The 26,143-nt window shown below is 63.3% G+C and carries 23 protein-coding genes; 7 read left to right on the top strand and 16 right to left on the bottom strand.

Features of this window, described 5'->3' with window-relative positions; all coding sequences use genetic code 11:
* The first annotated feature begins 83 nt into the window (after positions 1 to 83).
* Both EEB12_RS22890 and EEB12_RS22885 read left to right on the top strand, forming a co-directional pair.
* On the top strand, positions 84 to 356 hold the full coding sequence (locus tag EEB12_RS22890) for a WhiB family transcriptional regulator (protein ID WP_019744832.1): 273 nt from the start codon (positions 84 to 86) through the stop codon (positions 354 to 356).
* Between the two features lie 65 nt (positions 357 to 421).
* The gene (locus tag EEB12_RS22885) at positions 422 to 1,327 is read left to right on the top strand and encodes a transporter substrate-binding domain-containing protein (protein ID WP_020970424.1); all 906 of its coding nucleotides are present in this window, start codon (positions 422 to 424) and stop codon (positions 1,325 to 1,327) included.
* A 1-nt stretch (position 1,328) separates the two neighbouring features.
* Here the strand turns inward: EEB12_RS22885 and EEB12_RS22880 are convergent, their stop codons facing one another.
* The 12 genes from EEB12_RS22880 to EEB12_RS22825 form a co-directional block, all read right to left on the bottom strand.
* Positions 1,329 to 2,984 (bottom strand): substrate-binding domain-containing protein, encoded by a 1,656-nt coding sequence (locus EEB12_RS22880; protein ID WP_141488557.1) that lies wholly within the window; start codon positions 2,982 to 2,984, stop codon positions 1,329 to 1,331.
* Positions 2,985 to 3,104: 120 nt separating this feature from the next.
* Positions 3,105 to 3,536 (bottom strand): SRPBCC family protein, encoded by a 432-nt coding sequence (locus EEB12_RS22875; RefSeq protein WP_003939735.1) that lies wholly within the window; start codon positions 3,534 to 3,536, stop codon positions 3,105 to 3,107.
* A gap of 73 nt (positions 3,537 to 3,609) precedes the next feature.
* Positions 3,610 to 5,247: a cation acetate symporter gene (locus EEB12_RS22870; RefSeq protein WP_003939876.1), complete on the bottom strand. Its 1,638-nt coding sequence runs from the start codon at positions 5,245 to 5,247 to the stop codon at positions 3,610 to 3,612.
* Positions 5,244 to 5,606: a DUF485 domain-containing protein gene (locus tag EEB12_RS22865; protein ID WP_003939976.1), complete on the bottom strand. Its 363-nt coding sequence runs from the start codon at positions 5,604 to 5,606 to the stop codon at positions 5,244 to 5,246. The genes EEB12_RS22870 and EEB12_RS22865 overlap by 4 nt, the downstream gene beginning before the upstream one ends.
* A 162-nt stretch (positions 5,607 to 5,768) precedes the next feature.
* Positions 5,769 to 7,520, bottom strand: coding sequence for a cation acetate symporter (locus EEB12_RS22860; RefSeq protein ID WP_141488556.1), 1,752 nt, complete (start codon positions 7,518 to 7,520; stop codon positions 5,769 to 5,771).
* Between the two features lie 10 nt (positions 7,521 to 7,530).
* On the bottom strand, positions 7,531 to 7,902 hold the full coding sequence (locus tag EEB12_RS22855; RefSeq protein ID WP_003939880.1) for a membrane protein: 372 nt from the start codon (positions 7,900 to 7,902) through the stop codon (positions 7,531 to 7,533).
* Complete coding sequence (locus tag EEB12_RS22850; protein ID WP_020908718.1) at positions 7,899 to 8,690, bottom strand: LytR/AlgR family response regulator transcription factor; 792 nt, start codon at positions 8,688 to 8,690, stop codon at positions 7,899 to 7,901. The genes EEB12_RS22855 and EEB12_RS22850 overlap by 4 nt, the downstream gene beginning before the upstream one ends.
* Positions 8,691 to 8,741: 51 nt before the next feature.
* Entirely contained in the window at positions 8,742 to 9,959 is a 1,218-nt protein-coding gene (locus EEB12_RS22845) for a sensor histidine kinase (RefSeq protein WP_019744838.1), read from the bottom strand.
* Positions 9,956 to 10,342, bottom strand: coding sequence for an MmcQ/YjbR family DNA-binding protein (locus EEB12_RS22840; protein WP_070385550.1), 387 nt, complete (start codon positions 10,340 to 10,342; stop codon positions 9,956 to 9,958). The genes EEB12_RS22845 and EEB12_RS22840 overlap by 4 nt, the downstream gene beginning before the upstream one ends.
* Before the next feature lie 4 nt (positions 10,343 to 10,346).
* The gene (locus tag EEB12_RS22835; RefSeq protein WP_141488555.1) at positions 10,347 to 11,564 is read right to left on the bottom strand and encodes a lipase family protein; all 1,218 of its coding nucleotides are present in this window, start codon (positions 11,562 to 11,564) and stop codon (positions 10,347 to 10,349) included.
* A 15-nt stretch (positions 11,565 to 11,579) separates the two neighbouring features.
* Complete coding sequence (locus EEB12_RS22830) at positions 11,580 to 13,223, bottom strand: Na+/H+ antiporter (RefSeq protein WP_019744841.1); 1,644 nt, start codon at positions 13,221 to 13,223, stop codon at positions 11,580 to 11,582.
* A gap of 106 nt (positions 13,224 to 13,329) precedes the next feature.
* Positions 13,330 to 13,521, bottom strand: a complete 192-nt coding sequence (locus EEB12_RS22825; RefSeq protein WP_003940164.1) for an antitoxin — start codon at positions 13,519 to 13,521, stop codon at positions 13,330 to 13,332.
* Positions 13,522 to 13,701: 180 nt separating this feature from the next.
* Here EEB12_RS22825 and EEB12_RS22820 point away from each other — a divergent pair, with 180 nt between their 5' ends.
* Positions 13,702 to 14,844: a sensor domain-containing diguanylate cyclase gene (locus tag EEB12_RS22820; RefSeq protein ID WP_020908721.1), complete on the top strand. Its 1,143-nt coding sequence runs from the start codon at positions 13,702 to 13,704 to the stop codon at positions 14,842 to 14,844.
* Between the two features lie 6 nt (positions 14,845 to 14,850).
* Here the strand turns inward: EEB12_RS22820 and EEB12_RS22815 are convergent, their stop codons facing one another.
* The 3 genes from EEB12_RS22815 to EEB12_RS22805 form a co-directional block, all read right to left on the bottom strand.
* Positions 14,851 to 17,355 carry an HAD-IC family P-type ATPase gene (locus tag EEB12_RS22815; RefSeq protein WP_019744843.1) on the bottom strand — a complete coding sequence of 835 codons (2,505 nt, stop codon included), beginning with the start codon at positions 17,353 to 17,355 and terminating at the stop codon, positions 14,851 to 14,853.
* 76 nt (positions 17,356 to 17,431) lie between these two features.
* The gene (locus tag EEB12_RS22810; protein WP_019744844.1) at positions 17,432 to 18,547 is read right to left on the bottom strand and encodes an MBL fold metallo-hydrolase; all 1,116 of its coding nucleotides are present in this window, start codon (positions 18,545 to 18,547) and stop codon (positions 17,432 to 17,434) included.
* Positions 18,548 to 18,609: 62 nt separating this feature from the next.
* Positions 18,610 to 19,341 (bottom strand): enoyl-CoA hydratase, encoded by a 732-nt coding sequence (locus EEB12_RS22805; protein WP_019744845.1) that lies wholly within the window; start codon positions 19,339 to 19,341, stop codon positions 18,610 to 18,612.
* Between the two features lie 112 nt (positions 19,342 to 19,453).
* On the opposite strand from EEB12_RS22805, the gene EEB12_RS22800 reads away from it, so the two are divergent.
* Complete coding sequence (locus tag EEB12_RS22800) at positions 19,454 to 20,557, top strand: NAD(P)-binding domain-containing protein (protein WP_020970433.1); 1,104 nt, start codon at positions 19,454 to 19,456, stop codon at positions 20,555 to 20,557.
* Positions 20,554 to 21,996, top strand: coding sequence for a phospholipase D-like domain-containing protein (locus EEB12_RS22795; RefSeq protein ID WP_141488554.1), 1,443 nt, complete (start codon positions 20,554 to 20,556; stop codon positions 21,994 to 21,996). Before EEB12_RS22800 ends, EEB12_RS22795 begins: the two co-directional genes overlap by 4 nt.
* Before the next feature lie 4 nt (positions 21,997 to 22,000).
* Here the strand turns inward: EEB12_RS22795 and EEB12_RS22790 are convergent, their stop codons facing one another.
* Positions 22,001 to 22,531: a hypothetical protein gene (locus EEB12_RS22790; protein ID WP_258537184.1), complete on the bottom strand. Its 531-nt coding sequence runs from the start codon at positions 22,529 to 22,531 to the stop codon at positions 22,001 to 22,003.
* 350 nt (positions 22,532 to 22,881) lie between these two features.
* On the opposite strand from EEB12_RS22790, the gene EEB12_RS22785 reads away from it, so the two are divergent.
* Together EEB12_RS22785 and EEB12_RS22780 are read left to right on the top strand one after the other, a co-directional pair.
* On the top strand, positions 22,882 to 25,728 hold the full coding sequence (locus EEB12_RS22785; RefSeq protein ID WP_229756535.1) for an ATP-binding protein: 2,847 nt from the start codon (positions 22,882 to 22,884) through the stop codon (positions 25,726 to 25,728).
* Positions 25,725 to 26,141, top strand: a complete 417-nt coding sequence (locus EEB12_RS22780; protein ID WP_003940329.1) for a roadblock/LC7 domain-containing protein — start codon at positions 25,725 to 25,727, stop codon at positions 26,139 to 26,141. The genes EEB12_RS22785 and EEB12_RS22780 overlap by 4 nt, the downstream gene beginning before the upstream one ends.
* Positions 26,142 to 26,143: the final 2 nt, after the last annotated feature.

The raw sequence follows: 26,143 nt of genomic DNA, 5'->3' as shown, positions 1-26,143 counted from the left end.
CAGTAGAAATCTGATGGATCGGAAACCTGCCGCTGTGCCAGGCCACGGGCAAGACTGGATTCTCGATGGGAGAGGAGACCACGATGACAGTTCGCAGTTCCGTGGAGCCGTTGGTGGACAACAACTGGCGGATGTTCGCCACCTGTAAAACAGTGGACCCGGCGGTGTTCTATTCGCCGGGTGAAGAGCGCGGACGCAATCGGGCTGCACGGGAGAGTTCCGCGAAGCAGGTGTGCTTCCGCTGCCCGGTCATTCGGGACTGCCTGACCTTTGCACTCGAGACCGCTGAACCGCACGGAGTCTGGGGTGGGACGACACCGTCGGAGCGCCTTGCACTGCGACGCTCAGCTGCGTGAACTCCGCTCACACGAGACCCCCGTCACGTCCAGACCGGACAAACAGGCAAGATGGCCTAGTGCCTATGACACGACGCGCAGTTGCCGTGACCGCGATCTTCGCTTCCTCGATCTTGTTGGGCTCGTGTTCGTCGCAGCCGGAGGCACCTGCGGCAGCAGATACCACCACCACGGTTCCCGAGGCGTTCACCAAACTTCCCTCGACGACCGCAGTGGACAAGTGCGGACCCCAGAGCGGGACCACCCTCGAAGACGGTGTCCTGACCATCGCCACTGACTCACCGGCGTACGCGCCGTGGTTCGTCGACAACGATCCGTCGAACGGCAAAGGCCTCGAGGGTGCGGTGGCCCGGGCGGTCGTCGACAAGCTCGGGTACAACACCGACCAGGTTCGCTTCACCACTGTCGCCTTCAACGACGCATTGAAACCAGGCCCCAAGGATTTCGACTTCGACGTCAATCAGTTCACGATTTCCGGGGATCGCCGCGCGAACGTCGACTTCAGCTCGCCGTATTACGCAGTGGCGCAGTCGGTGATCGCCTCACGCGGAAGCAAGGCCGCCGGTGCAAAGAATCTTGCGGATCTGGCCGGCTACCGTTTGGGCGCTCAGACCGGTTCAACCAGCCTCGCGGCGATCACCGACACGATTGTTCCGACCACTGCGCCACGCGAGTTCGCGACCACGGACGACGCGAAAGCTGCGCTGGCCGCGGGCGAGATCGATGCATTGGTCGTCGACATCCCGACCGGATTCCACATCACCGAGAACGAACTGCCCGGGTCGGTCATCGTGGGTCAGTTTCCGCGGCCCAACGCAGTCACCGAATTCTTCGGTTTGGTGCTCGAGAAGAACAGTCCGCTGACCGAGTGCGTCTCCGCGGCAGTCGATGCGCTCTACGCCGACGGAACCCTCGAGAAGCTCGCAACCGAATGGATTACCGACAGCGCCGACGCACCCGTTCTCGAGTAGTTCAGCCGGCGCGCCCACTGATCGCGCCGACGAAGACCTTCGGGATGTCTGCCGGTGTCGGAGCGAAGTGACTGTTACCGCCGGTGAGAGCCGAAATCTGCTCGAGCACATCGGTATCGGCATCATCGGTGACACCGATGGTGATGATCGGTACCGGCCGCGTCGGGTCCTGCTCGCGAGTCAGGGTGTCGAGAAGTTCCTGCAGGGCGATACCCGACGGATCGTCGTTGGCACCGTCGGTAAGCAGAATCACCGAATTGATCGAGGCCGGATCGTAGGACTGTTGCATGGACCGATACGCGGCGAGAACGCTGTCGTACAAACCTGTTCCGCCGCCGACGATCGAAGAGAGGTTGTCGATCCGAGACAGCAGTTTGCTCCGATGATCCGTGCCACCTTCAGTTGCATCCATACGGGCGACAGGTTCGAGTTCGCGGTAGTCCGTCCCGACACCGAGGTCTACGGAGAACGCCCAGAGACCCAATTGTGCGTTGGCAGGAAACATTCGGATCGCGATGTCACCGGCCTGCGCCGTCGCGGCCATTCGAGTGACCCCGTCCTGCATGTAGTCCATGGACCCCGAGACGTCGACAACTGCCAGCGCGCGGGAAGGCCTGGACAGAATCTCGTACCGCGCAAGCGCTTTGGTGACCACAGACGGATCGGACGGCACCAGCGAGCCAACCTTTCCCACTCCACCGGCGACCGGTGGGGCCTGATCCGCGCCGCGGAACCCGAGGCCGGCAAGTACGGAACGCCCGGTGTCCGATGCCAGCGCTGCCGCCAGCAGTTTGCCGGCGTCGTCTGCCGCCGACGAGTCTGCACCCACACTTGCCATCGGGTAGTCCATGAAGACCGAACCGGACGACGGTACCGACGCGGTGAGTCGACTGTCCGCATGTGCGGCGAGATAAGCCTCGAAGGTCTGCTCGGTAGTCACCGCGGTTCCGCCGGACGCGTCCACGGTTTGGATGCGCCCGATCGAACCGGTTTCCTTCAGATTTCCGTACTGCGCTTGTGCCACCGGGACCAGGGATGCCGAGATGGATGTGAGGTCCCCGCCCCGCGACTGGGTCTCGGCAAAGGCCGCCACGATCGGCGCGCTGGAGACGGCACTGGTCAGGGGATCGCCGATGTGCAGCGATGGAGCGCCGAGGACATCCGTCCATGCGCCGGGTGCCTCGGTACCCGGCGCAGAGACGGCGACAACCGGGGTGGAGGCGACCGAGTTGCTGATCCGGCGAATCTCCTGCCCGCTCGCCGAAACCTTGTCCAGCCATTCGCTCGAATCAGGGATCCACAGTGCGGGCGCCGTACCGTCGGCGATCGCCGCGACGGTGAGCACGGGATCTTGCGGCGTCACGCTGAGCGAGCTGCATCCGAGATCCGCGGCGGGGATGGCAGCGGCGACAGCTTCGAGTCCCGAGGCGATCGACGGATCGGCCGCCACGGTCACGGTTTCCGGGTTGTCACAGTTGGTTGCCGTCGCAGCTGCAGCGGCGCCCGCACCGAGTTCTCCCTTGTCGCTGACGCTTTTGAACGTCACGGCAAATGCTGCGGTTCCACCGACTGCAACTACCGCCAAGAGTCCGATCAGAACCTGCACGGATCGAGGCATGGACGCAGGTGGTGCGCCGTACCCATGACGAGACGACATTGATCGAATCCTTTCCGGCGGGACCCGAATCAATAACCAACTGATGCCCGGTTTATCCCGCCGAAAAGAATCCTAACTCATGTTAGCGGTGAAGTAGCTCCATGTGGAATTCTCTACAAACTAGGTGTAGATCTGGACAAACTGGGCCAGCGACTTCTCCACATCGCCTTTGAGCGCCCGCGCCACACTCGAACCGATCGGGCCGAACAACGGCGCGCCGCCCAACTCGACTGTCAGCGCGAGTTCCGATCCGTCGCCCTTTGCCTTCACATCGAGTTCGAGACCGAGCTTGACCCCGCCCTTGCCGTCTCCCTTGAGCGAGATCGCCTTCGGGACGTCGTACTTCTTGATGGTCCACCGAACGCGGTTGCGCAGGCCTTTCACCGTCACGACCGAGCTGATCTCGGTGCCGACACCCAATTGCTCGGGAAGTTCACTGCGCCATCCGTCGTGAACCACGAGCCAGTTTTCGTAGCCGCTGAGATCGGAGGCCTTGTCCCACACTTCTTGAGGAGGAAGCGGAACGTCGATTTTCACTGTGAGCTTTGCCATGGCAGAACAATAAGCCCCGTGCGCCTTTTCCGTAACCAGAGGTACCAGAAAGACGCACGGGGCTTTGCCCCTCTTAGTGGCTGACGGCCTTTTCGACGCCGACGCCGGTGAGGGAGCGAACTTCCATCTCCGCCTGCTTTGCCGGATCTTCGATCTTGTTGCGTCCGATGTACGTACCGACGATACCGAGGACGAATGCCAGCGGGATCGAGACGATGCCGGGGTTCGAGAGCGGGAACCAGGCGAAGTCGGAGTTCGGGAACATCGACGACGGCTTGCCCGACACTGCCGGGGAGAACACGATCAGCGTCAAGCAGCTGACCAAACCGCCGTAGATGCTGAAGAGCGCACCGGTGGTGTTGAACTTCTTCCAGAACAGCGAGTACAGCAAGGTGGGCAGGTTCGCCGAGGCCGCCACTGCAAAGGCGAGGGCCACCAGGAAGGCGATGTTCTGCCCCATCGCCATGATGCCGAGAACGATGGAGACGAGTCCGATGACCACGACGGTGATTCGAGAAACTCGAACCTGCTGCTCCTCGGTTGCGTTGCCGCGCTTGATGACACTGGCGTAGATGTCGTGAGCGAACGACGCCGAAGCAGTGATCGCGAGACCGGCAACGACGGCGAGGATGGTCGCGAACGCCACCGCGGAGATGATGCCGAGGAAGATGGTGCCACCGAGCTCGAAGGCGAGCAACGGAGCGGCCGCGTTCTCCTTACCTGGCGCTGCCAAGATCTTGTCCGGTCCGACCATGCTGGCCGCGCCGTAACCGAGAACCAGTGTGAACAGGTAGAAGGCACCGATGAGCGCGATCGCCCAGGTCACCGAGCGGCGAGCCTCCTTGGCAGTGGGCACCGTGTAGAAGCGCATCAGCACGTGCGGCAGGCCCGCAGTGCCGAGTACCAAAGCGATTCCGAGAGAGATGAAGTCGAGCTTCGTCATTCCGGAAAGACCGTACTTGGCACCGGGTCCGAGGATGTCTCGTCCCTGCACACCCTTGGTGGTGGAACTGTTGACCATGTCCTGCGCATTGGCGAGCAACTGAGAGAAGTTGCCGCGCACTGCCCACAGAACGAGTACGAACATGATTCCGGCTCCGGCAACCAGCAGAACTGCCTTGACCATCTGTACGTAGGTGGTGCCCTTCATGCCGCCGACCAAGACGTACACGATCATCAGCACACCCACGATCGCGACGACGATCGACTGTCCCACCTTGCCGTCGATGTTGAGCAGCAGGGCGACAAGTCCACCGGCGCCGGCCATCTGGGCAAGAAGGTAGAAGAGGGAAACGGCCAGGGTGGACAGGGCTGCCGCCATGCGCACCGGACGCTGCTTGAGCCTGAAGCTCAGGACGTCGGCCATCGTGAATCTGCCGGTGTTCCTGAGCAATTCGGCGACCAGAAGCAACGCAACCAACCAGGCGACAAGGAATCCGATGGAGTACAGGAATCCGTCGTAGCCGTACACGGCGATCGCACCTGCGATACCGAGGAACGATGCCGCCGAGAGGTAGTCGCCGGCGATGGCGAACCCGTTCTGCGGGCCGGTGAACTGCCCACCGCCGGTGTAGAAGTCGGACGCCTTCTTGGTGGTCCGGCTGGCGCGGATGACCAGCGTCATGGTCACGACGACAAACGCGAGGAAGATCGCGATGTTGAAGGCGGGGTTTCCTACGTCCGTTCCGGACGCGGCGAGTGTGGTGATCACTGTGCGGGACCTTCCAGTTCTTCACGGATGGCGGCGGAGCGGGGATCGAGCTCACGACCGGCGAACTTCACGTACCACGCGGTGATGGCGAAGGTCGTGACGAACTGCCCGAGGCCGAGGATGATGCCGAGATTGATGTTGCCGAGGACCTTGGTGGCCATGAAGTCGTGGGCATAGGTAGCCAGGACGACGTACACCGCATACCAGAGCAGGAAGAATGCAGTGATGGGGAAAACGAACTTGCGCAGACGCGTTCGGAGTTCCTGGAATTCGGGACTCGCTTGCATGTCTATGAATGCCTGGGCATCCGGGGTACGTCGCTCTTGCGGCGACCCCTCACTGATTTCTGCTGTGGACACTGCCGGCTCCTCGCCTCGCGTGTGAAGTGAACTACGCACAGACGTTAGTGAGATCGGAGTCACATGAAGATGCTGTGGCGCCAGTCACACGGTGAGCAGTCGCGCGCTGCGCCGAACGGTCAGGCAGGCGCGACCAACGGCAGAGGGTTCGGGCGGTGAAAGTCAGGGCTGGCGGAGATCGTCTTCGCGATCGGAGCCCATTCCGAGCCGTTCCGGGGCGTGCATCCGCGTGAAGATTCGCGCAATATCTGCCGGTATCTGCTTCGACGACACCTTGCTCACGACGATCATCGTGAGGAACGCCAGCGGCACGCTCACCGCAGCCGGGAACGCGAAAATGGCTGCCGGCCAGCCACCGAGGACGTCCTCCGACAAACCACCCAGGACGGCGACAGTGGCGGCAGTGCCCGCAACACATCCACCGACCACCATCCCCGCCCCCGCGCCGACGGCAGTCAGACCGCGCCACCAGATACCCAACACGAGCAGTGGGCAGAGCGTCGACGCGGCGACCGCGAACACCAACCCGACGGTTCTCGAGAGGTCGACCGACACCACCGCCAGCGACAGCACGAGCGGAACGAGCCCGGCCAGGAGCGCTGCAATACGGAAGTCTCGAACTCGTCCGCGGAGAACATCGGTACTGACGACGCCCGCGATGCTGACGAGCAATCCGGACGACGTCGACAAGAAGGCGGCAATGGCACCTGACGCGACGAGGGCTGCCAGCAGTTGTCCGCCCCACCCCGAGAACACCGAACCCGGCAGCAGCAACACCGCGGCGTCGGAGGTGCCCGTGATCAGAAGTTGCGGAACGTACAGGCGAGCGAAGACGCCGAGGAGGGTCGGAAACAGGTAGAACACGCTGACCAGACCGACAACTGCAAGCGAGGTCAGACGAGCGGCCCGGCCGTCGGGGTTGGTGTAGAACCGGACGAGAACGTGAGGCAGACCGAGCGTTCCGAGGAAGGTCGCGAGCATCAGCGAGTACACCTGATACATCGGGTGCGGCCCACCGAAACCCCAACCCGGGGTGATCCAATCCGAGTTCTGCGCAGGCGCTCCCGCGATGACGGGAACCGCGGCTCCCGCGTCGAGAACCATGGACATGCCTTCACCGAGGGTGTGCTCCCCCGGGCCCAGTGTCACGGTTCCTTCGACCACTCGCCCGTCGACTGCGCCGCCGCTGACCGCCACCGGCTCGGATACCTGGACGACGACGTCGGTGGTGATGTCGACGGTCGTCGCAGTGGTGACCGTCGGCGGCATCGACGCGCCGACGTCGTGATGATCGCCGAAGAAGTAGAAGGTCAGTGCCACAGCGGGAATCGCGACGGCAGTCAGTTTCAGCCAGTACTGGAAGGCCTGAACGTAGGTGATCGATCGCATCCCGCCGCCGACGACGTTGGCGATGACGATGACCCCGACCGCGACCCCGCCGATCCAGCTGGGAACCCCGAGCAGAATGTTGAGCGTCAGTCCCGCGCCTTGGAACTGTGGAATCAGATACAGGATGCACACCATCGCGACGACGAGCATTGCGAGCTTGCGCAATCGCGGTGAGCCGAGACGGAATTCGGCGAAATCGGGGACGGTATATGCACCGGAACGCCGAAGCGGTGCTGCGACGAACAGCAGCAGGGCGAGGTATCCGGCGGTGAATCCGATGGGATACCAGAGGGCGTCGGCGCCGTATTTCGCGACCAGCCCGGCCACGCCGAGAAACGAAGCAGCGGAGAGGTACTCACCGGAGATGGCCGTCGCATTCCACCGCGCGCTGACGGTTCTGGACGCGACGAGAAAGTCCGAGGTGGTACGAGCGAGCCGAACGCCGTAGATTCCGATAGCCACGGTTGCCACGGCCGCCGCAACGATGCCGAGCACCGTCAGCACCGGGATAGGTTGTCCTCCCACAGCGCCGCGCTCAGTCGTCCACGATGTCGTTGAAGTCCTGCTCGTTTCGCTCCGCACGACGCACGAACACCCAGCCTGTGGTCAACAGCAAGGGATACACGGCGCCGCCCATCACGAGCCACGGCAACCGGATGCCCAGGACTGCGACCTCCGACAGTGTCGGGAAGAGATGCGTCAGAAGCGGTACCGCACACAGGAGCCCGGCTGCGACGACGGCAAGGCGAATCGCCAGTCCCAACTGCGCGCGAACGAGACCGCGGATCATGGCGTCACCGACTTCGGTCTGTTCCTGCACCTCCACCCGCGTACGGACGATCCGTGCGCCACTACGTTGCGCCAACACAACGCGCTCACGCTGCGGAGGATCGGACTGCGACGTCACCGTGACAACCAGCTCTGCTTGGGCGCACGAACCAGTCGATCCTTGAGTTCACGGGTGTGTCTGCGGCTGACCGGAAGTTCGACGGGAGGCTTGTCTCCGTGCGGGCGCAGACAGACCACCAATCCGCTGCCTACTGTGCGGATGCCGGTGACCAGCGCCAAAGACACCAGGTAGGAGCGGTGCACGCGCAAGAAGCCCGCGTCGGCCCAGCGTGATTCGAGTGTCGAGATCGGGATGCGTACCAGGTGCGACTTCCCGGCGGTGTGCAAACGCGCGTAGTCCCCGTCGGCTTCCACCCACTCCACCGAGGAACGTTGAACGAGCGTCGTGACGCCGCCCAGTTCCACCGGGATCACCTCGTCGGTGGACGCAGCTTCGGGCTTGTTCTCGCTCTTGGTGCGCCCGGCCAACCCCACGATCCGTTGAACGGCCTGAGCGAGACGCTCCTCTCGGAGCGGTTTGAGTAGGTAGTCGACGGCACCGAGGTCGAATGCATCAACCGCTCGATCGTCGTGCGCTGTCACGAACACCACGGGTGGTGGCGTCGCGAAATTGGAGAGGATGCCGGCCAGTTCGAGACCGTCGAGTCCGGGCATGTTGATGTCGAGAAATACCGCGTCGATGCTTCCACTGCGCAGTATCCGCAACGCAGTCGTCGCATCCGATGCCGTGTGAACGTGCGCCACCGAGTCCTCGGCGCGCAGCAAGAAGGCCAGCTCGTCGAGGGCTGGTTTCTCGTCGTCGACGGCAAGGACGGTCAGCTGGGCATCAGTGTCAGTCTCGTTCACAACAGGTCCATGTTCCCACGACGGTTTCAGCCTGATCATCGAAGGCGAGAATCAGACGTGAATACCCTGCTTGAACTTGGGAACACGCATGCTGACCTTCGTACCGGCACCCGGCGCTGTCTCCACCACGAGTCCATAGTCGTTGCCGAACGCGGCACGAAGTCTGTCGTCGACGTTGGCCAAACCGACGTGAGCAGCTTCGCGTGCGCTGGGTCGTCCCGATCCCGACTCGATGGCGTCAAGTGAGCCGGAACGCAGTAGTTCAGGGTCCATCCCCACACCGTCGTCCTCGACGCTGATGATGCAGTCAGGTCCCTCGTCCGCGGCCACGATGCTCACGGTCCCGCCCTCCGGCTTACTCGAAATGCCGTGACGAACCGCGTTCTCGACCAGCGGCTGGAGAGCCAGGAAGGGAAGAACCACGTTGAGCACTTCGGGTGCGATCTGAAGGCGGACGTTCAGCGCCTCCCCGAATCGCGCGCGTTCGAGGGTCAGGTAACGATCGATGTTGCGTAGCTCGTCGGCAAGCAGGGTGAACTCACCCGCAGATCGGAACGAGTACCGGGTGAAGTCCGCGAACTCGAGGATCAGTTCTCTGGCCCGCGCTGGGTCGGTTCGGACGAACGACGCGACCGTGTTGAGCGCGTTGTAGATGAAATGGGGACTGATCTGCGCGCGGAGGGCACGCACTTCGGCGCGATCCAACAGGGCTCTGGACGCGTCGAGGTCGGCGAGTTCGATCTGGCTGCAGGCGTATCGAGCCACCTCGGTGACCGCTCCGAGCATTCCCGGCCACGGGTCTTCGCTGGTGACGATTCCCAGCACGCCGACCACGCCGATGTCCTCGATCAGCAGGGGCTGAGCGATCAGCGCTCGCACATGGTGATCGCTCGGTCCGCGCACCAGGTCCGAGTGGGTGACGAGCACCCGGCGTTCGCCTTCGATCGCGCGAATGGCGGCGTCGTGGAATTGATCGGACAACGCTTCGTGACGGCCGTCCCACGCCAGCAGATTTCCCGACGCGTCTGCGAGGCCCAGACCGGAACCGCCGGTCAGCTCGCGTAGGTGAGGCGCCGCCTCGGCGGCCGAATTCTTGTCGAGTCCACGCCGAAGTGGCCGCGCGGCAAGTGAAGCCGTATGGAGCGCGGCATGGACGGCACGTTCGGTGGGGGTGGTCACCTCACGTCTGGTGCGCATCCACACCGCTGTCAGTGCCCCGGCCACTGCGAGAATCAGCACGCTGAGAAGCGCGACCACGGCCGGACTCAACGCGAATCCTCGTCCAGTTTCCGGATCAGTGTTTTCGGAGCCACCGTGCGGTACGCATCTTCGACGACGTCGGCTACGTCGTTCCAGAATTTCTCGTCCTCGGTCTCGTCGGCACTCGGAACGTCGAGGTACACACCGATCCATCCCCGGCCACCCACGTACGGGGGGACGAAGAACCTCGTCGGATCGCGACTGACCCAATCTGCCTGCGCCCCAGGTGGGGCCGCGGCCCAGATCGCGAGGCGATCGTCGTGGTGGTGATCTGCCATGGTGACGAACTGCGGCGCTTTGCGCACGAACCACGACGATTCACCGTGGCTGATCCGCTCGGTTGCCTCTGGCAATGCCAGCGCAAGAGCGCGGATTCGTGCCGACGCCGTCATCGATTCACGACCCGCAGGTATTCGGTGCCGGAACACCTGCAAATCGATCCTTCACCCACGCAACAGCTCCCGGCACAGCGGCGCCGTCCGCGTGACCTTCGCCCGGTCGCGCCTGGAATTCGATGACGTCACCCTCGGCGCAGGCACGTTCGACGGCCGCCTCGGTCCATTCCGGACGGATGAGGTTGTCATTGGTACCGACGACTACGTACATCGGACCGCTCGCGCGTTGACGTGGGAGAGCAACGTCGCTGAGCCACGCGTGAATTCGGTCCGCGTCCTCGGCGGTAGCTGGCCGGGTGTCGGCGGGCGTCACCTTTCCGACAAGACCCAGCTTCTCCGTCGCGCGAGAGGTCAGGCACGAGGTGAGCAGGTCGTAGTTCTGCTCGAATGCGCCGCGCACGTAGTCGGTTCGTTCGAGCTCCGGATGGGTGAGGGACAGCCCTTCGAGTACATAGGGCAGCAGCAGCTGCTGAGGCAGTGACAGATTCACCTCGGAATCACTCGAGATGATCGGCGAGATGTCCGCTGCCGGGGACAGGTTTGCTGCACCGACGAATTCCAGTCCGTCGCCGTAGGTGTCGGCTTCCTCGGCCGCTGCCCAGGAAGCCTGCCCGCCTTGGGAAAGCCCCAGAGTTGCCCACCGAGTCGAGGTGTCCGGAACGACGTTGCGCGCCGCTCGAACCGCGTCGATGACGTTGAACGCCGCGGTGTCCGGTTGCAGGTAAGGATGCGGGTCCGGAGTGCCGAGGCCCTCGAAGTCCGATACAGCGACCACGTATCCCGAGTCGAGGAACGGCGCGACCAGGCCGATCGTGCCGAAGAGGGTCGGCGAGGTCGACGGCGCACAGTCGTCCGAAATACCCGTCGTGCCATGGCCGATGGAGACGATCGGCCAACCGCCCTCCGGCGGCGTTCCAGGCGGTGTGAACACGGTTCCCGATACCTGGGTCTCCCGGCCGTCGATACCGGAGGTGGAGCCGTACAGGATTTTCACCGCGCTCGCTCCGGACGCCGCCACTTCGGCTGTGCTGGTGAAGGGTTCACTGTCGAACACGACGCCGCTTTGCGCGCTGCTCTCGACCGGCGGGGTAGTCGTGGTTGCGTTGTCGGTGACAGAGACATCTGGCGAGGCATCCGACCCGCAGCCGACGCTCACGAGAAGCGCGCTCGCCACCACGACTCCCCAGCCTGCGCGAACCCTCGAACTCCGAACCGTCATACGCAGTGTTCCCCTCTATTTGCCCGCGCTGCCTGCTCGGCGACGCCTGACACGTTCCTCGGCTGCGGCCTCTTCGATGTCGAGTCCTTCCAATACGGTACGCAATACCTCGTCGTCGAGATCTCCGTCGTCGCGCGCGGCGATCAGTGCGACTCGCTGCGAGCGAAGGGATTGATGCCGGAATTTGTCGAAGAGCGCTCCCGCATTCCACAAGGCGGCCTCGCGATCGGCGTCCTCGTCGACCTCCTGGAGTTGAAGCCTCGCCTGCATCGAGCGGCGTACGCGCTCGACGATTGCCTGCAATTCCTTTCCGTCGATCCCCGACGGAGGGTGCGCAGCCGCGTCTGCCAACGCCTTCTCACCGGCTTTGCGAGAAATGTTGCGTGCCAACTCCATCTGTTCCTGAGTACGCAATTGTTCATAGGGATCCGCGACGTCGAGACGACGAATCAGGAACGGCAAGGTCGATCCCTGGATGAGCAGTGTCCCGACGGCGACGATGAACGCGATCGCCTGAATGACGCCGCGTCCGGGGAACGGCTCGCCGGACGAGAGCGCGAACGGGATACCGCCGGCCGCAGCAAGAGTGACGACACCACGCATTCCCGCCCACGAGACCACCAGATTCTGTTTCCACGTCAGTTGATTCTCGCGATCACGGCGCAGGGTTACACCGAATCGCACACGGGAGTAGCTCAGGAACAGCCACACCGGCCGAATCACGATGACCACGGCCAGGACTGCCAGACCGTACGCGAACACGTGAAGCACCGGAAGTCCGTCGGCGACAACATCGTCGATCACGAAGCTCAGTTGCAGCCCCATGTACGCGAAGACGAACATCTCGAGGAGCGTGTCCAGGCTCGACCACACCGAGCGCTCCTGCAGCCTGGTCATGATCGACGCGTCCGTCGAATAGTGTCCGATCACCAGACCAGCAACCACGACGGCCAGAACACCGGACGCGTGTAGCTCTTCAGCGGCCAGGTAGGCAGCGAACGGAAGGACCAGCCCCAAGCCGGTTTCGAGTGGAGAGTCGTACATGCGGGCGCGAACGAACTTGACGACAAACGCGAGCACCAAGCCGACGACAACGCCGCCGATTACTTCGTACGCGAAGAACAACAGGGGGGAATCCGTCGCAATTCGCGTTCCGGTCACGGCAGCGACCGCGACGGTGAAGAGGGTCAGCGCGGTCGCGTCGTTGACGAGCCCTTCGCCCGTGAGGATGGCGATGACTCGTTTCGGGAGCCCGAGTTTCTGACCGACCGCCACCGCGCTGACGGCATCGGTCGGCGCGATCACAGCTCCGAGCACGAGGGCGGCGCCGATAGTGAACTCGGGAACCATCCATTCGGCGAAGAAGGCAACCACGAACGCCGTCACCAGCACCATTCCGACGCCGAGACGCAGAATGGGCGCAAGGTTGCGTTTGAAGGTCGCGACCGAGAACTTGAGAGCGGCCGAGTAGAGAAGCGGCGGCAGGACCACACCGAGAATGACGTGGGGGTCCAGTTCGGGCCGCGGCATACCGGGGATGAAGGAGGCGACCGAGCCCACGGTCACCAGGACCAGCGGGGCCTGCAGGTTTCGTCGATTGGACAGCCCGGTGACTGCGATGGCGGCAATGACAACCAGCAGAATCCAGGTGAAGTTCACGCGTTCATTCTGCCCGCCGACCCTGGGAGTTCACCCAGCGGACGCACAGAAGCCCGCAACCTTTTCGGTTACGGGCCCCTGAGCAACAGTATGGCCGAATCCGGTTTTACTGCTTTTCGGGAACAGCCTTCTTGGCGGCCTCGGCTGCCTTGTCGATCTGATCGCCGTACTTGTTGCCGGTCTTGTCGTCGGCGATGTCGGCCACCTTGTCGATCGCGTCGTGAACCTTGTCGGAGTTCTCCGCTGCGAGCTCCTGGCCCTTTTCGACCAATCCCTTGACGTTGTCCAAGAAACCCATGTCCGTGTCCTCTCCCGGTGCTGACGCACATCCTTCGGCGGAATCGTTCCTCCGCGCCCTTCGATTCTCACAGGTCGACGGCCTCTACGCCAGAAAGCAGGTCCGTGCGTTCGAGCCGCGCGCAACTCGAGGTAGCGTTAACCCGCCAATAGCTGATTGATCACCCATCGACATCGACAGGTGCCCGGATTGAATGCAGGACTGCGCGGGACGGGGAGCGACCCCCACCCCACGCGTGAACTGCTGTCCCGGTGGTGGTCGGATCGCACCGATTACACCTGGCTCCCCCGATTCCTCGACACTCGCGGGCTGACCGTTCCCGGACGCAAATTAGTCGCGGTGTGGTGTTTCCTCTTCGCCCTGATCGCGGCGACCATGCAGTTGAGCCGCTTCGGTTCCGATTCCGCCCTTGCACGGTCCATCCTCGCAGTCGGGACCATCAGCGGGGTGTATGCCGGTTGCCGTTGGGTGCGAAACGAATCGTGGCCCACCTGGCGCCAATCCGTGGCCTTTGTCGTCTGGGCCGACCTCTGGCTCGCCGTCACGCTCTTCTTCGCGGTTCGCACAGCGTTCGTCGGAACGCTGGGTTGCGTCCTGTTCATCATGATCGGCTTCTACGCGGCGATAGTTCACAGTCCGCGTGTTGCCGTGACCCACATCGGCTGGGCTCTTGCTGTCTGCACGACGCTCGCTGCCATGGCGATGTCCGAGCCGGTCAACGACGACTGGGTGGTCGTGAATCTCTATCTGATGGTTGCCGGTGTGGTTTTCTCCACCGCGTGGATTCTGCAGATCGTCTGGCTGCGCCTGACCGACGACGCACGCAACGCCCACCGGGACTACCTCACCGCGACACTCAATCGCCGCGGACTCCAGGACGAGGCACAGCATCTGCTGCGCAGTGATCGAACGCAGGCTCTGATCGCACTGCTCATCGACGTCGACTCGTTCAAAATCCTCAACGACACGCACGGTCACGTAGCAGGTGACGACGCGTTGACCGCTGTCGCTGACCGCCTCATCGCTGCCGCCGGGCCTGAGGCAGTGGTGGCGCGAATCGGCGGCGACGAGTTCGTCGTCCTGCGCGGAGTCGATCGAGGAGATATCGAACAGGTCGCCACCGAGATACATTCGGCGGTCTCGTCCGACTCCGATCCCTATCCCGTATCCGCCAGTACCGGCGTCAGCGTCTACCTCTGTCCCGAGACGGACTTACCGGATCGGGCTGTCAACGAACTGATCGAGCACGCAGACAATGCGATGTACCGGGCCAAGAAGCGCGGCGGCGATCGCATTGCCTGGGTGCAGATGTTCAGGCGCTGAAACTACTTACTCACTGTGGGCGTGGTGATGCTCGCCGGGCAGGTCGTCGGGCGTCGCGAAAATCTTCCGCTTCTCCCCGTGCAGGCGTGCGCTGATCCACCACGAGAGTTCCACGAGCACAACGCCGATAGCGCCGAGGGTGATCGCGAGCGTCGTCGCAGCGACGTTGCTCGGATCCAACTTGAAGAACTCACGAGTGAACGGCAGCGCGAACAGGATGAGGTACCCGGCAACCGATCCGCCGATCAGAACGAGCTTCCACCACACGTACGGCCGAGCAACGACGGCCAGGACCCACACGGCGATCATGATCAACGTGATGAGTGCACTGGTTCCGGCCTGGATCTTCTGGGTTTCCGTCTGGTCCGGGCCTTGGTAAGCCAGCACGTAGGAGATGAACGTGGTGATGCCGATGATCAGGCCCGACGGCAACGCCAGACGCATCACGCGGGAGACGAAACCGGTTCGGGCGCGCTCGTTGTTGGGGGCGAGAGACAAGATGAAGGCAGGGATACCGATCGTGAACCACGCCGCGATCGTGACGTGGCGGGGCAGGAACGGGTACGGCAGCGGTTCGAAGTCGAAGACCTGGGACAGGACGCCGGTGATGCCGATCAGGAACGCAAGCACCACCGAGTAGACGGTCTTGGTCAGGAACAGATTCGACACACGCTCGATGTTGCCGATCACTCGGCGGCCTTCCGCGACGACGTACGGGAGCGTCGCGAACTTGTTGTCCAGCAGCACGATCTGGGCCACGGCTCGGGTCGCCGGGCTGCCCGAACCCATCGAGACTCCGATGTCGGCGTCCTTGAGGGCGAGCACGTCGTTGACGCCGTCACCCGTCATCGCGACGGTATGTCCGCGAGACTGCAAGGCAGCGACCATTTCCCGCTTCTGATCCGGTCGCACGCGCCCGAACGTCGTTGCTCCGTCGAGAGTGTCCGCCAGCTTTTCCTGATCGCTGGGAAGATCCCGCGCGTCGATGGGACGGTCACCACCCTCGAGCCCGAGGGAACCGGCAACGGCGCCGACGGAAACCGCGTTGTCGCCGGAAATGACCTTGACCGCGACCTTCTGGCTCGCGAAGTACTCCAACGTCTCCTGTGCGTCCGGACGCACCTTCTGCTCGAGTACGACCAGAGCCTCAGGGGTGACGGTGCCCGGCGCGTCGGCGTCGTCGACGGGAAGGTTGCTGCTGCCGAGCATGAGGACACGAAGTCCGCTCGAACCCACTTCTTCTGCCTTGCGGGCCATCTCCGAGTCGGGATCGAGCAGCACGTCCGGGGCACCGAGCACCCAGTTGCCGTGACTGCCGTACGACTGGCCACTCCACTTCTTCGCCGAGGAGAACGGCGCGAGCGCGGTGGCTTCGCCCCAACCGGAATCGTCGGAGAGAGACTCGCGAATCGCCAGAACGCTCGCGTTGGGGCGAGGGTCGGACGCAGCCATCGCGCTCAACGCTGACTTGACTGCAGACTCCCCTGATCCACCCGGCGCCACGTCGACCTCGGACAGGCGCATGCCGTTCTCGGTCAGCGTTCCGGTCTTGTCCGCGCACACCACGTCGACACGGGCCAAGCCTTCGATCGCCGGCAACTCCTGAACGAGGCACTGGCGCTTGCCCAATCGGATGACACCGACCGCAAAAGCAATGGACGTCATGAGCACAAGGCCTTCGGGAACCATCGGAACCAGCGCTGCCACCATGCCGTTGAGCGCGGGTCGGATCGGCAAGCCGATCGTGAAGAGCTGATTGAAGATGATCAGCGCTCCCGCCGGAATCATCAGATAGGTGATGAATTTCAGGATCTTGTCGATACCGCTGCGCAGTTCCGAATGCACGAGGGTGAACTTGCTCGCCTCTTCGGCCAGCTTGGCCGCGTATGCATCTCCACCGACCTTGGTGGCGCGGTACGCGCCGCTGCCTGCGGCAACGAAACTGCCCGACAGCACTTGCTGGCCGCTTGCCTTGTGAACCGGATCAGCCTCACCGGTGAGCAGCGATTCGTCGACCTCGAGTGCGGCAGAACTGACCACCTCACCGTCGACGACTATCTGGTCACCGGATCCGAGTTCGATAATGTCATCGAGCACAACATCTTTGGGCGCCATTGCCACGGCAACGCCGTCACGCCTGACCATGGGCTTGGCCTGACTCACGATGGCCAGAGCGTCGAGCGTGCGCTTGGCGCGGATCTCCTGGATGATGCCGATACCGCTGTTCGCGATGATCAACAACCCGAACATGCCGTCGATGATCGAACCCGTCGCGAGCACGATCACCAACAACACGGTCAGGATCGCATTGATGCGAGTGAAGACGTTGCCGCGAATGATGTCCTTGACCGAGCGGGACGCCCGGTCCGGTACATCATTGGTTTGTCCCGACGCGATCCTTGCTGCAACCTGATCGGCGGTCAGACCGCGGGCGACGTCGACGTCGTCCGGCAATCGCTCAGGCGCTACCGCCACTGCTGTCTCTTCTGAACTGGTGTGCTCGTGAGCCATGGTCAAAGATTACGCACCCGGAGCAACTAATCAGGGTTCGACTCGACAGGCAACCACGTCCGCGGCACTTCTCCGCTCAGCCCAGTGGTATCCACCACTTCGACGGCGGTGTCGGTGACAACGCGTCGATCCTGCCGCCAGGCATCGGGACCGACACTGTTGTGCCTGCCTCTGCGGCCGACTCGTTGAGGCGAATGATCGGCTCCGACCACGAGTGAAACGCGAGGTTGAAGGTCGCCCAGTGGATCGGTACGAAGACACCGCGCGATCCGTCGCCCTTGTTGAGGTCGATGTGTGTCTGCACTGCCTCTTCCGGATTCATGTGAATGTCCGGCCAGCGCACGTCGTACGCGCCCACGGGGAGAAGCGTCAGATCGAAAGGCCCATAGGTTTCACCCAACTGTTCGAAACGTGATGTGTATCCGCTGTCTCCGCCGAAGAACACCCGGTGCTTCGGACCGGCGAATACCCACGACGCCCACTGCGTCGTGTTCCGGACGAGGCCACGACCGGAGAAGTGACGAGCCTCGGTGCACGTGAGAACCAGGTCGTCGATTTTTGTCGACTCGTCCCAGTCCAATTCCACGATCCGGTTCTCTGGCACCTTCCAGTGCCGCAGGTGAGCCCCGATACCGATCGGAACGACAAACGGAGCGGTCTGGGTGCGAGTCAGAATCTTGACCGTCGCCATGTCGAGGTGGTCGTAATGATCATGCGAGATGACTATCGCATCTACCGTCGGTAGATCAGCCAAGGCCACGGGAGTGGGATGCATACGTGCGGGACCTACTGTGGCCGAGGGTGATACGCGTTCGCTCCACACCGGATCGGCGAGAACGCGGTAACCGTCGACCTCGACGAGAACACTCGAATGGCCGTACCACGTCACGGCCGCGTCACCCGCTACCGACGGCGCCAGCGGAGTTGCCAACGGAATCGGCTGACGCGGCCGACCCGTCGACCCCCGTGTAGCCATCGACTTGAACATCCCGGCATCGGTGCCCGGAACCAGAGTGCTGCTGGGCTCCGAGTTGTGGAACTGGCGGTCCCGGTATCGCGGGGACATCGCCGCATACGGTTGCACTGTGTTTCGCGACGCCCCGATCTGCGTCGGGATTCCCCATGCGGCTCGCGCCACCCACCCTGTCGCCGCGGCAACAGCCGCAACTCCGAGAACCGTCGTCTTCTTCATTCAGACGAGCGTAGCCACTATCTGTCCCGCGTGCCTGGTGCCTGTTTTCCCTGCAACGAGCTTTACTTTCCCTTGAATACGGGAGGGCGGTTCTCGATGCGGGCGGCGCGGGCTTCCTGGACGTCCTCGCTGAGCCAGGCGGCGTGGAGGGCGTCGAGTTGCTCGGGAGACTGTTCCTCCATGGTGCCGTCGTCGTTGAGAACCATCTTCATGTGCCGCAACGACAGCGGTGCGAGATTGGCGATGCGGTGCGCCCATTCCTGAGCGTCGTCGAGGGTTCCGAGCTTGTTGGCGAGACCGCGCGTGAAAGCTTCCTCGGCGCCGATCTGTTCGATGCCGAGCAGAATGGTACGCGCCGGACCGCCGCCGACCAGCGACGCGAGCCGACGCATGGTCCACTTGTCCACCGAGACTCCGAGGGTGGCCGCGGGGATTCCGAAGCGAGCGGTCGGTGCCACGACGCGCAGATCCGACGCGATGGCCAGCTGGGTACCGGCGCCGATGGCCGGACCGTTGACAGCGGCAATGACGGGGATAGGCGCCGTGTCGATCGACCGGAGCATTTCGAACAAGCGGTCGGTGAAGCCCTCCATGTAGACGTCGCCGGACAGGTCCGCGCCTGCACAGAACGCCGATCCCTCACCGGTGATGACGACAACGTGCGCATGCTCGGCGACTGCCGCGTTCATCGCGTCCCGTATTGCGATGCAGAGTTCGGCGCTGAGCGCATTACGACGCTCGTGACGCTGCAACTCGATGGTCACGACGTTGCCGTCACGGGAGAACCCGATCATGTCCGCTCACTTTCGTTCCTGGAAGGCTCGACACACGGGAGTTCCGAGGCGCCGCTACCGTCCGCATACTTCTCTGCAGCTAAGTTCTGTACATCAGGAGGTTAGATTACCGATGAGTACAGACGACCTTGCCGCACAGCAACCACACCCGGTTGACGTGGTGGTGATCGGCGCGGGACAGGCCGGACTCTCCGCCGCGTACTACCTGCGCAAGTTCGGAATCGAACCCGAATCGGGGTTCGTGGTGCTCGATCATGCGTCCGGTCCGGGCGGAGCGTGGCAGTTCCGCTGGCCGAGCCTGACACTGAGCACCGTCAACGGTGTGCACGACCTCCCGGGAATGTCCTTCGCGGAAACCACCGGTACAGACGCCGAACAAGTGCCTGCATCGGTGGCGGTCCCCCATTACTTCGAACTGTACGAAAAGCAATTCGAACTTCCCGTCCACCGCCCGGTACACACACGGGTGGTGTGTCCGAGGGAAGAGCGACTGCGAATCGAAACCGACCAGGGAGTGTTCGCGGCGCGAGGCTTGATCAACGCGACGGGAACCTGGGAGCGCCCCTTCATCCCCCACTATCGCGGGGCCGAGTCCTTCCGTGGCCGACAGCTCCATACGAAGGACTATCGAACCGCTGCGGAGTTCGAAGGCAAACATGTTGTGGTGGTCGGCGGCGGTATCTCGGCCGTCCAACTGCTCGACGAGATCTCACGCGTCACGACCACTACCTGGGTGACGCGGCGCGAACCCGAGTTCCGCGACGAGCCGTTCACGCCGGACATCGGCCGCGCTGCGGTTGCCATGGTCGAAGATCGTGTACGACGCGGCCTGCCACCGGGATCCGTCGTCTCGGTGACCGGCCTCCCCGTGACGCCTGCCATCCGGGCAGCGCGAGAGCGTGGTGTGATGAATCGACTGCCGATGTTCTCCGAAATTCTTCCGAACGGCGTGAAGTGGGCCGACGGTACCGTCGTCGACGCCGATGTCATCTTGTGGTGCACCGGTTTTCGTAGCTCACTCGATCACCTGGCGCCGTTGCACCTGCGCGGACCGGGTGGCGGAATCCCGATGACCGGGCGCCTCGCCACGCAGGTCGAAGCCGACCCTCGCGTGCACCTGGTGGGATACGGACCGTCGTCGTCGACGATCGGAGCCAACCGCGCCGGCCAAGCGGCGGCGCGCGAACTGACCGCGTACCTGGGAATCGGCGAATGAACAGAATACTGATTCCGGGCGAAACCTGCTGGCGCATCGAGCCCGCGGATAATCTTGCCTGCATCGTCGACGCCGCTGACTACTTTCATCATGCGAAGTCCGCAATGCTGCAAGCCGAGAAGCGAATCATGTTGATCGGCTGGGACTTCGACACGCGCATCAAACTCGAACCAGGCAAGCAGATGCTCGACGGCCCCAACCGATTGGGAATGTTCCTCCGCTGGCTGGTCCGCGAGAAACCCGACCTCGAAATCCTCGTACTCAAATGGAACATCGGCGCGTTCACCGCAATTGGGCGCGGCATGACTCCCGTCTTCGTGTCCAACTGGCTGACCGACGAGCGCCTTCGGTTCGAGATCGACGGTGCCCACCCGGTTGGTGCGGCGCACCATCAGAAAATCATCGTCATCGACGACGCTCTGGCGTTCTGCGGCGGCATCGACATGACGGTGGACCGCTGGGACACCTCGGATCACGTCGACCGCAACGACTACCGGATCACACCGAGCGGGAGACGTTACGGCCCTTGGCATGACGCAACCACGGCGGTCGACGGCAATGCGGCCGCGGCCATCGGCGAATTAGCGCGGGCACGCTGGAAATCCGCAACCGGAGAGGACCTCCCACCGGTCCAGAGCACGGCGACGCCGTGGCCGGTCAATTTGGCTCCCACCTTGCGCGTCGTCGACGTGGCCATCGCCAGAACGCTGCCGGAACTCGGCGAACGCACAGAGGTACGCGAGATCGAGGCGCTCTATCTCGCGGCCATCGCCGGGGCAGAACACACGCTGTACATCGAAAGCCAATACCTCGCCTCACGCACGCTGGCCGAGGCGATTGCCGCGCGTCTACGTGAGGCCGACGGGCCGGAGATCGTTCTGGTCATTCCGCGCAATGCCGATGGATGGCTCGAACAAAAGGCGATGGACGGGGCACGCCACGACCTGCTGCATTTGCTGTGGTCGGCCGATATCCACGACCGATTCGGTGCGTTCTATCCCGTGACCTCTTCCGGCGCACCAATTTACGTGCATGCCAAGGTCCTCGTGATGGACGACCGCCTCCTGCGAATCGGGTCGTCGAACCTCAACAACCGTTCGATGGGCTTCGACACCGAGTGCGACATCGCCGTCGAATCCAACGACGACGCAGATGTCGAGTTGCGCGCCTCGATCATCGGGTTGAGGCGCCGGCTACTCAGCGAGCACCTCGACGTCACCGAGGAAGAAGTCGACGACGCGTTGGGTGAGCAGTCACTGTTGTCGACGGTTCGCGCTCTCTCGACCTCCGACGCTCGCAGTCTGCGCGAATTCGACCGGAATACAGTCGACGGCGAAGACCACGTGCTCGCTGAAAATGCACTGATGGATCCCGAGCGCACGCCGCCCAGACTGAGCGATCGAATCGAAGGATTGCGCCGCCTGCTCGGCAAACGCTGAGACTCTAGAACACGCGCACGCAGTGCCCGGCTGCCAGCGCGAGTTCGACGAGTGTTGCACCGTGAACACTCGGGACGAGCGCGATGAGAAACGTATCGCTGTCGCTGTCGAGCCAGGCAAGTGAAACGCCCGTCTCGGTGATGTTGTCGCCGACTCGAGCGAGAAGCGATTCGAGTCCGGCAGCTCGATCGAAGGTCATGGCAAGACTCTGCGCCCACGATCCTGCCGGCGCCGACGCGAGCGCTCTCAGCTGACCGAGAACCTCGGCAGCGTCCTCGTTCCAGTCCACCCAGACCAGGAGTTTTCGGTCGTGCAACGCGTCGACGAGAGCAAACCACGCCAATTCCGGGTGCGGCCTCTCGAGCGTCTGTGAGTACAGCTCGTTCTGTACTTCGACATACCGTTCCGGATAGTCGATCGCGAGAGTCACACGGTCGATGACGACAGTGCTGTCAGGGGCTAGCAGTTCGGCGATCGCGCGCAACGCGTCGCGAGCAGGTCCACCCACTATGGCTCCAAGGTTCGATTCGGTCATCGGTGCGGTTTCCACAGTCTGACATGCGAGTGCGCCTCGTTCGGACGTGTCTTCGATGTCAGGTCCTGAGTCAGATCCCTCCGGAGATTCCCGCGCGCCGCATATCAACGAGTCGACGAGTTACCGAATCGAACAACCCGGCTATCCCATTCGCCGCACTTGTCCGTTTACCCTTTCACCTGGCCTTACAATCCGGATATAGTCATCGGCGATCCATGAAGCCAACTGGGATGTAGCGAGCCAGCGAACAGTCTGTTACCGTTCAGCTAACTACCCCTTCTGGTCAAACCGGGTTGAAGGGGTTCGGGCAATGACCCACGGGGGGTTGACGTGAAGGGGCCATGTTCCGCATGAAACACGATTCACACACGACAACCTCTTGGTGGTCGATCGGCGAATGGCGCCTGGGATGGAAGGTCATCGCCGTTCTCGCATTGCCGATGATCGTCGCCGTCGTCCTCGGCGCACTTCGAGTTCAGACAGAACTCGAAGAAGCCGCACAGCTGAGTTCCTCGTCCGAGCGTGCCCTCGCAGTACCCGCGGCGATCAACCTCGAATCCGCACTGTACGAACTCGCCGAAGCCGCATCGGCACGCACTGACACCGGCCCGGCAACACAAGCAGTTTCGGACGCAATGGACCAACTGGTAGACGCCGCGCGCGCGTTCCAGTCCGACGGCGACCTCAACGACCAAGTGACTTCGGCGCTCGCCGAGAGCCGTTCCATCACCGAGGAGATCGCCGCCGGCGCGGTGGCTCCCGCACGCTTGGTTTCGCGGGTCGGCGAAGTCTCGCGCGCACTCTCGAGCACCTTCACCAGCGTCGTCGAGCATTCTCAACGCCCTGTCCTGCGCGAACAAGGTGGTCGACTCTCCGCACTCTGGGAAGCGCGACGAGCGCTGGCCGAACAACGAATCCTCTTCGGCTCCGGTGATCCGGACCAGCAAGCTCGTACGTCGATGGTCAGTGCTGCCGGTGCCGAACTGGTCGCTCTGAACAACATTCTGGCCATCGACGGGAGTAACGACACCGTCCAGACCCTCAGCAACTCTGCTCAGAACCGGATCAACGCCCTCGGATCAACTCCGTCGACCTCTCCTCTGGGGAGCCGCGTCGGCGCCGATCTGAAATCCGGCAACGACCAGTACAACAGCCTGACCGACACCACCGTCACCGAGTTCGGCGACACCGTCACCGCCGAATCCAATGCAGCACGAACCGCAGCACTCCGTGACACTGCAATCGTGCTCGGCGCGGTCCTGCTGGCACTGGCCATCGCCCTCGTCATCAGCCGATCGCTCATCGATCCGATCCGCCGGTTGCGATTTGCCGCATTGCAGGCCGCACGACGCGGACTCCCCGACGCGATCGAACGAATTCGCGCAGGTGCCAGTACCGACGAACTCGACTTCGCCCGTGTCCCGATCCGCACCCACGAGGAAATCGGCGAGCTTGCGCGTGCGGTGGACGACATGCACGGTCAGGCCATCACGCTTGCCGGCGAGCAGGCCACCCTGCGGCGCCAGGTCAACGACATGTTCGAAACGCTGTCGAGGCGCAATAAGTCCCTCGTCGACCAGCAACTCGGTTTGATCGAACAGTTGGAGCAGGACGAAGACGACCCGCGTCGCCTCGAGAATCTGTTCCGGCTCGACCACATCGCCGCGAGAATGCGTCGAAACGGCGACAACTTGCTGGTTCTCGCCGGAACCGATGTACGCCGCGCCAGGACCGCCCCCGTCGCTCTCGGCGATACCCTTCGCGCCGCGGTATCAGGAGTCGAGGAGTATCGACGCGTCGAACTCGGGCAGATCCCGCCCGGAGTCGTCACCGGTCATGCTGCCCCGGACGTCGTTCACCTCATCGCTGAGCTGCTCGACAATTCTCTGCGGTACTCCCCACCGGAGACCACCGTCTCCATCAACGCTGCCCGCACTATCGACGGCTCCATGATCGTCGAGATCGCAGATCTCGGTATCGGCATGTCGCCTGCCGATATCCTCGATGCCAACGAGCGCCTCGCCGCCGGCGGCGAGATGAGCGCGGATACAGCGCGTCGCATGGGTTTGTTCGTCGTGAGCCGAATCAGCCGTCGCTACAACATCTCTGTGCGCCTGCGCCCGACGGCAACGTCATCGACGCACAGCGGCATCACCGCAACGGTGCTCCTACCGACGTCGATACTCGATTCGTCTCGGGGACCCGAGATCCGCACGCCGCGAACCGGACCCGTTCCCACGCTCGATCGGACTCCCCCTCCCACACCGCCTGCACCGTCATGGTCACAGCCCGTCCCGACCGAATCCGCACCCCCGCGGCCTGCGACCAGAAGTTTCGCTGATCTCCCGCGTCGAACGCCCGGTAACAGTACCGATCGGACCGAGACGTTCGCCCCGATCACACCGCAATCCACTCCTACGGCAACAGCGCCTTCGGGATTGCCACGTCGCACTCCGGGCACAAGTGGAGTACCGGCAGTCAGCACCTCGACTCCGACCACTGCTGCACCCGCCACCTCGGTGTCGTCCTTCGCTCCTCTGCCCGATCCCGAGGGCACAAGCACATCGACGTCCCTTCCCGTTCGTACTCCCTCGCCGGAATTCGCCTCGCCGGCACAGGGTCCCGAGATCCCGGTGGGTCCACAACCGTCGACAACCCCGCCGCCGCGGCACCGGCTCTCAGCCCCGACGCCGACAAATACTGCGGCATTCTTCTCCTCACGCACCCGTGACGGGCTCTCTGCTCGCGCATCGGCGAGGGCTGACGGCGCGGGCGACGGCAACTCGAACGGCGTACCCTCTGCTCCGACCACGATGCCGATTTTCGCCCGGATGGTGTCGGAGTGGCTCGTGGATCCGACGGCGGAGACTTCGGCGGCTTCCACCGGCAGTTCGTGGACCACCGACGCGGATCAAGGCTGGCTGGCCGCTCGGACCTCGTTCGAGATGCCGGTCACCAAGATCGCCGATTCCGGTCTGCCCATTCGAGACCGCGGAGCCCGCCTGGTTCCTGGTGCCGTCGGCGGAGGCGGTACGACACAGCGCCATGCATCCAATCCGGCGGACGTCCAACGTGGTTGGAGCAGTTACCAATCCGGAGTACAACGAGGGCGTCGGCGCGCCGCCGACCATCAGCCCGATGGCGGACAGTCTTTCGAATCGTCCACGATGTTGCACAACGATGAAGGAGAACAGTGAACACTGTCGGAGCCCAAGAGACTCCCCGCGCACTCGACTGGCTGGTTTCGGCTTTTGCCCGAGACGTGCCGGGTGTGAGTCACGCGATCATCGTCTCAGCCGACGGGTTGTTGACCGCCTCGAGCACACACCTTCCGCTCGATCGGGCGGATCAATTGGCCGCTGTCACTTCCGGACTCGCCAGCCTGTCCGCGGGGGCGTCACGCCTCTTCGACGGTGGGGCCGTCATGCAGTCCGTCGTCGAGATGGAGAACGGCTACCTGCTTCTCATGGGCGTCGGTAGCGGCGCTTACCTTGCCGCCCTCGCTGTCGCCGGATGCGACATCGGCCAGATCGGTTACGAAATGGCGACTCTCGTCGATCGCGTCGGGACCACGATGGACATTGCCCCGCGAACGTCGCAGGGTATTTGAGT

The organism is Rhodococcus sp. WS1 (assembly GCF_003797745.1).
Classification (GTDB): Bacteria; Actinomycetota; Actinomycetes; order Mycobacteriales; family Mycobacteriaceae; genus Rhodococcus_F; species Rhodococcus_F erythropolis.
Note: the sequence above shows the minus strand (reverse complement) of the source record. Positions and strands in the feature narration are given on the sequence as shown.

What these genes read in the sequence shown, in the direction of transcription:
- EEB12_RS22840 (WP_070385550.1), bottom strand. Translation starts at nt 10,342, where the DNA reads ATGACGGCGTCGGCACGAATCCGCGCTCTTGCGCTGGCATTGCCAGAG.
- EEB12_RS22785 (WP_229756535.1), top strand. Translation starts at nt 22,882, where the DNA reads ATGAAACACGATTCACACACGACAACCTCTTGGTGGTCGATCGGCGAA.
- EEB12_RS22875 (WP_003939735.1), bottom strand. Translation starts at nt 3,536, where the DNA reads ATGGCAAAGCTCACAGTGAAAATCGACGTTCCGCTTCCTCCTCAAGAA.
- EEB12_RS22880 (WP_141488557.1), bottom strand. Translation starts at nt 2,984, where the DNA reads ATGTCGTCTCGTCATGGGTACGGCGCACCACCTGCGTCCATGCCTCGA.
- EEB12_RS22810 (WP_019744844.1), bottom strand. Translation starts at nt 18,547, where the DNA reads ATGAAGAAGACGACGGTTCTCGGAGTTGCGGCTGTTGCCGCGGCGACA.
- EEB12_RS22790 (WP_258537184.1), bottom strand. Translation starts at nt 22,531, where the DNA reads ATGACCGAATCGAACCTTGGAGCCATAGTGGGTGGACCTGCTCGCGAC.
- EEB12_RS22800 (WP_020970433.1), top strand. Translation starts at nt 19,454, where the DNA reads ATGAGTACAGACGACCTTGCCGCACAGCAACCACACCCGGTTGACGTG.
- EEB12_RS22795 (WP_141488554.1), top strand. Translation starts at nt 20,554, where the DNA reads ATGAACAGAATACTGATTCCGGGCGAAACCTGCTGGCGCATCGAGCCC.
- EEB12_RS22890 (WP_019744832.1), top strand. Translation starts at nt 84, where the DNA reads ATGACAGTTCGCAGTTCCGTGGAGCCGTTGGTGGACAACAACTGGCGG.
- EEB12_RS22835 (WP_141488555.1), bottom strand. Translation starts at nt 11,564, where the DNA reads ATGACGGTTCGGAGTTCGAGGGTTCGCGCAGGCTGGGGAGTCGTGGTG.
- EEB12_RS22815 (WP_019744843.1), bottom strand. Translation starts at nt 17,355, where the DNA reads ATGGCTCACGAGCACACCAGTTCAGAAGAGACAGCAGTGGCGGTAGCG.
- EEB12_RS22825 (WP_003940164.1), bottom strand. Translation starts at nt 13,521, where the DNA reads ATGGGTTTCTTGGACAACGTCAAGGGATTGGTCGAAAAGGGCCAGGAG.
- EEB12_RS22885 (WP_020970424.1), top strand. Translation starts at nt 422, where the DNA reads ATGACACGACGCGCAGTTGCCGTGACCGCGATCTTCGCTTCCTCGATC.
- EEB12_RS22805 (WP_019744845.1), bottom strand. Translation starts at nt 19,341, where the DNA reads ATGATCGGGTTCTCCCGTGACGGCAACGTCGTGACCATCGAGTTGCAG.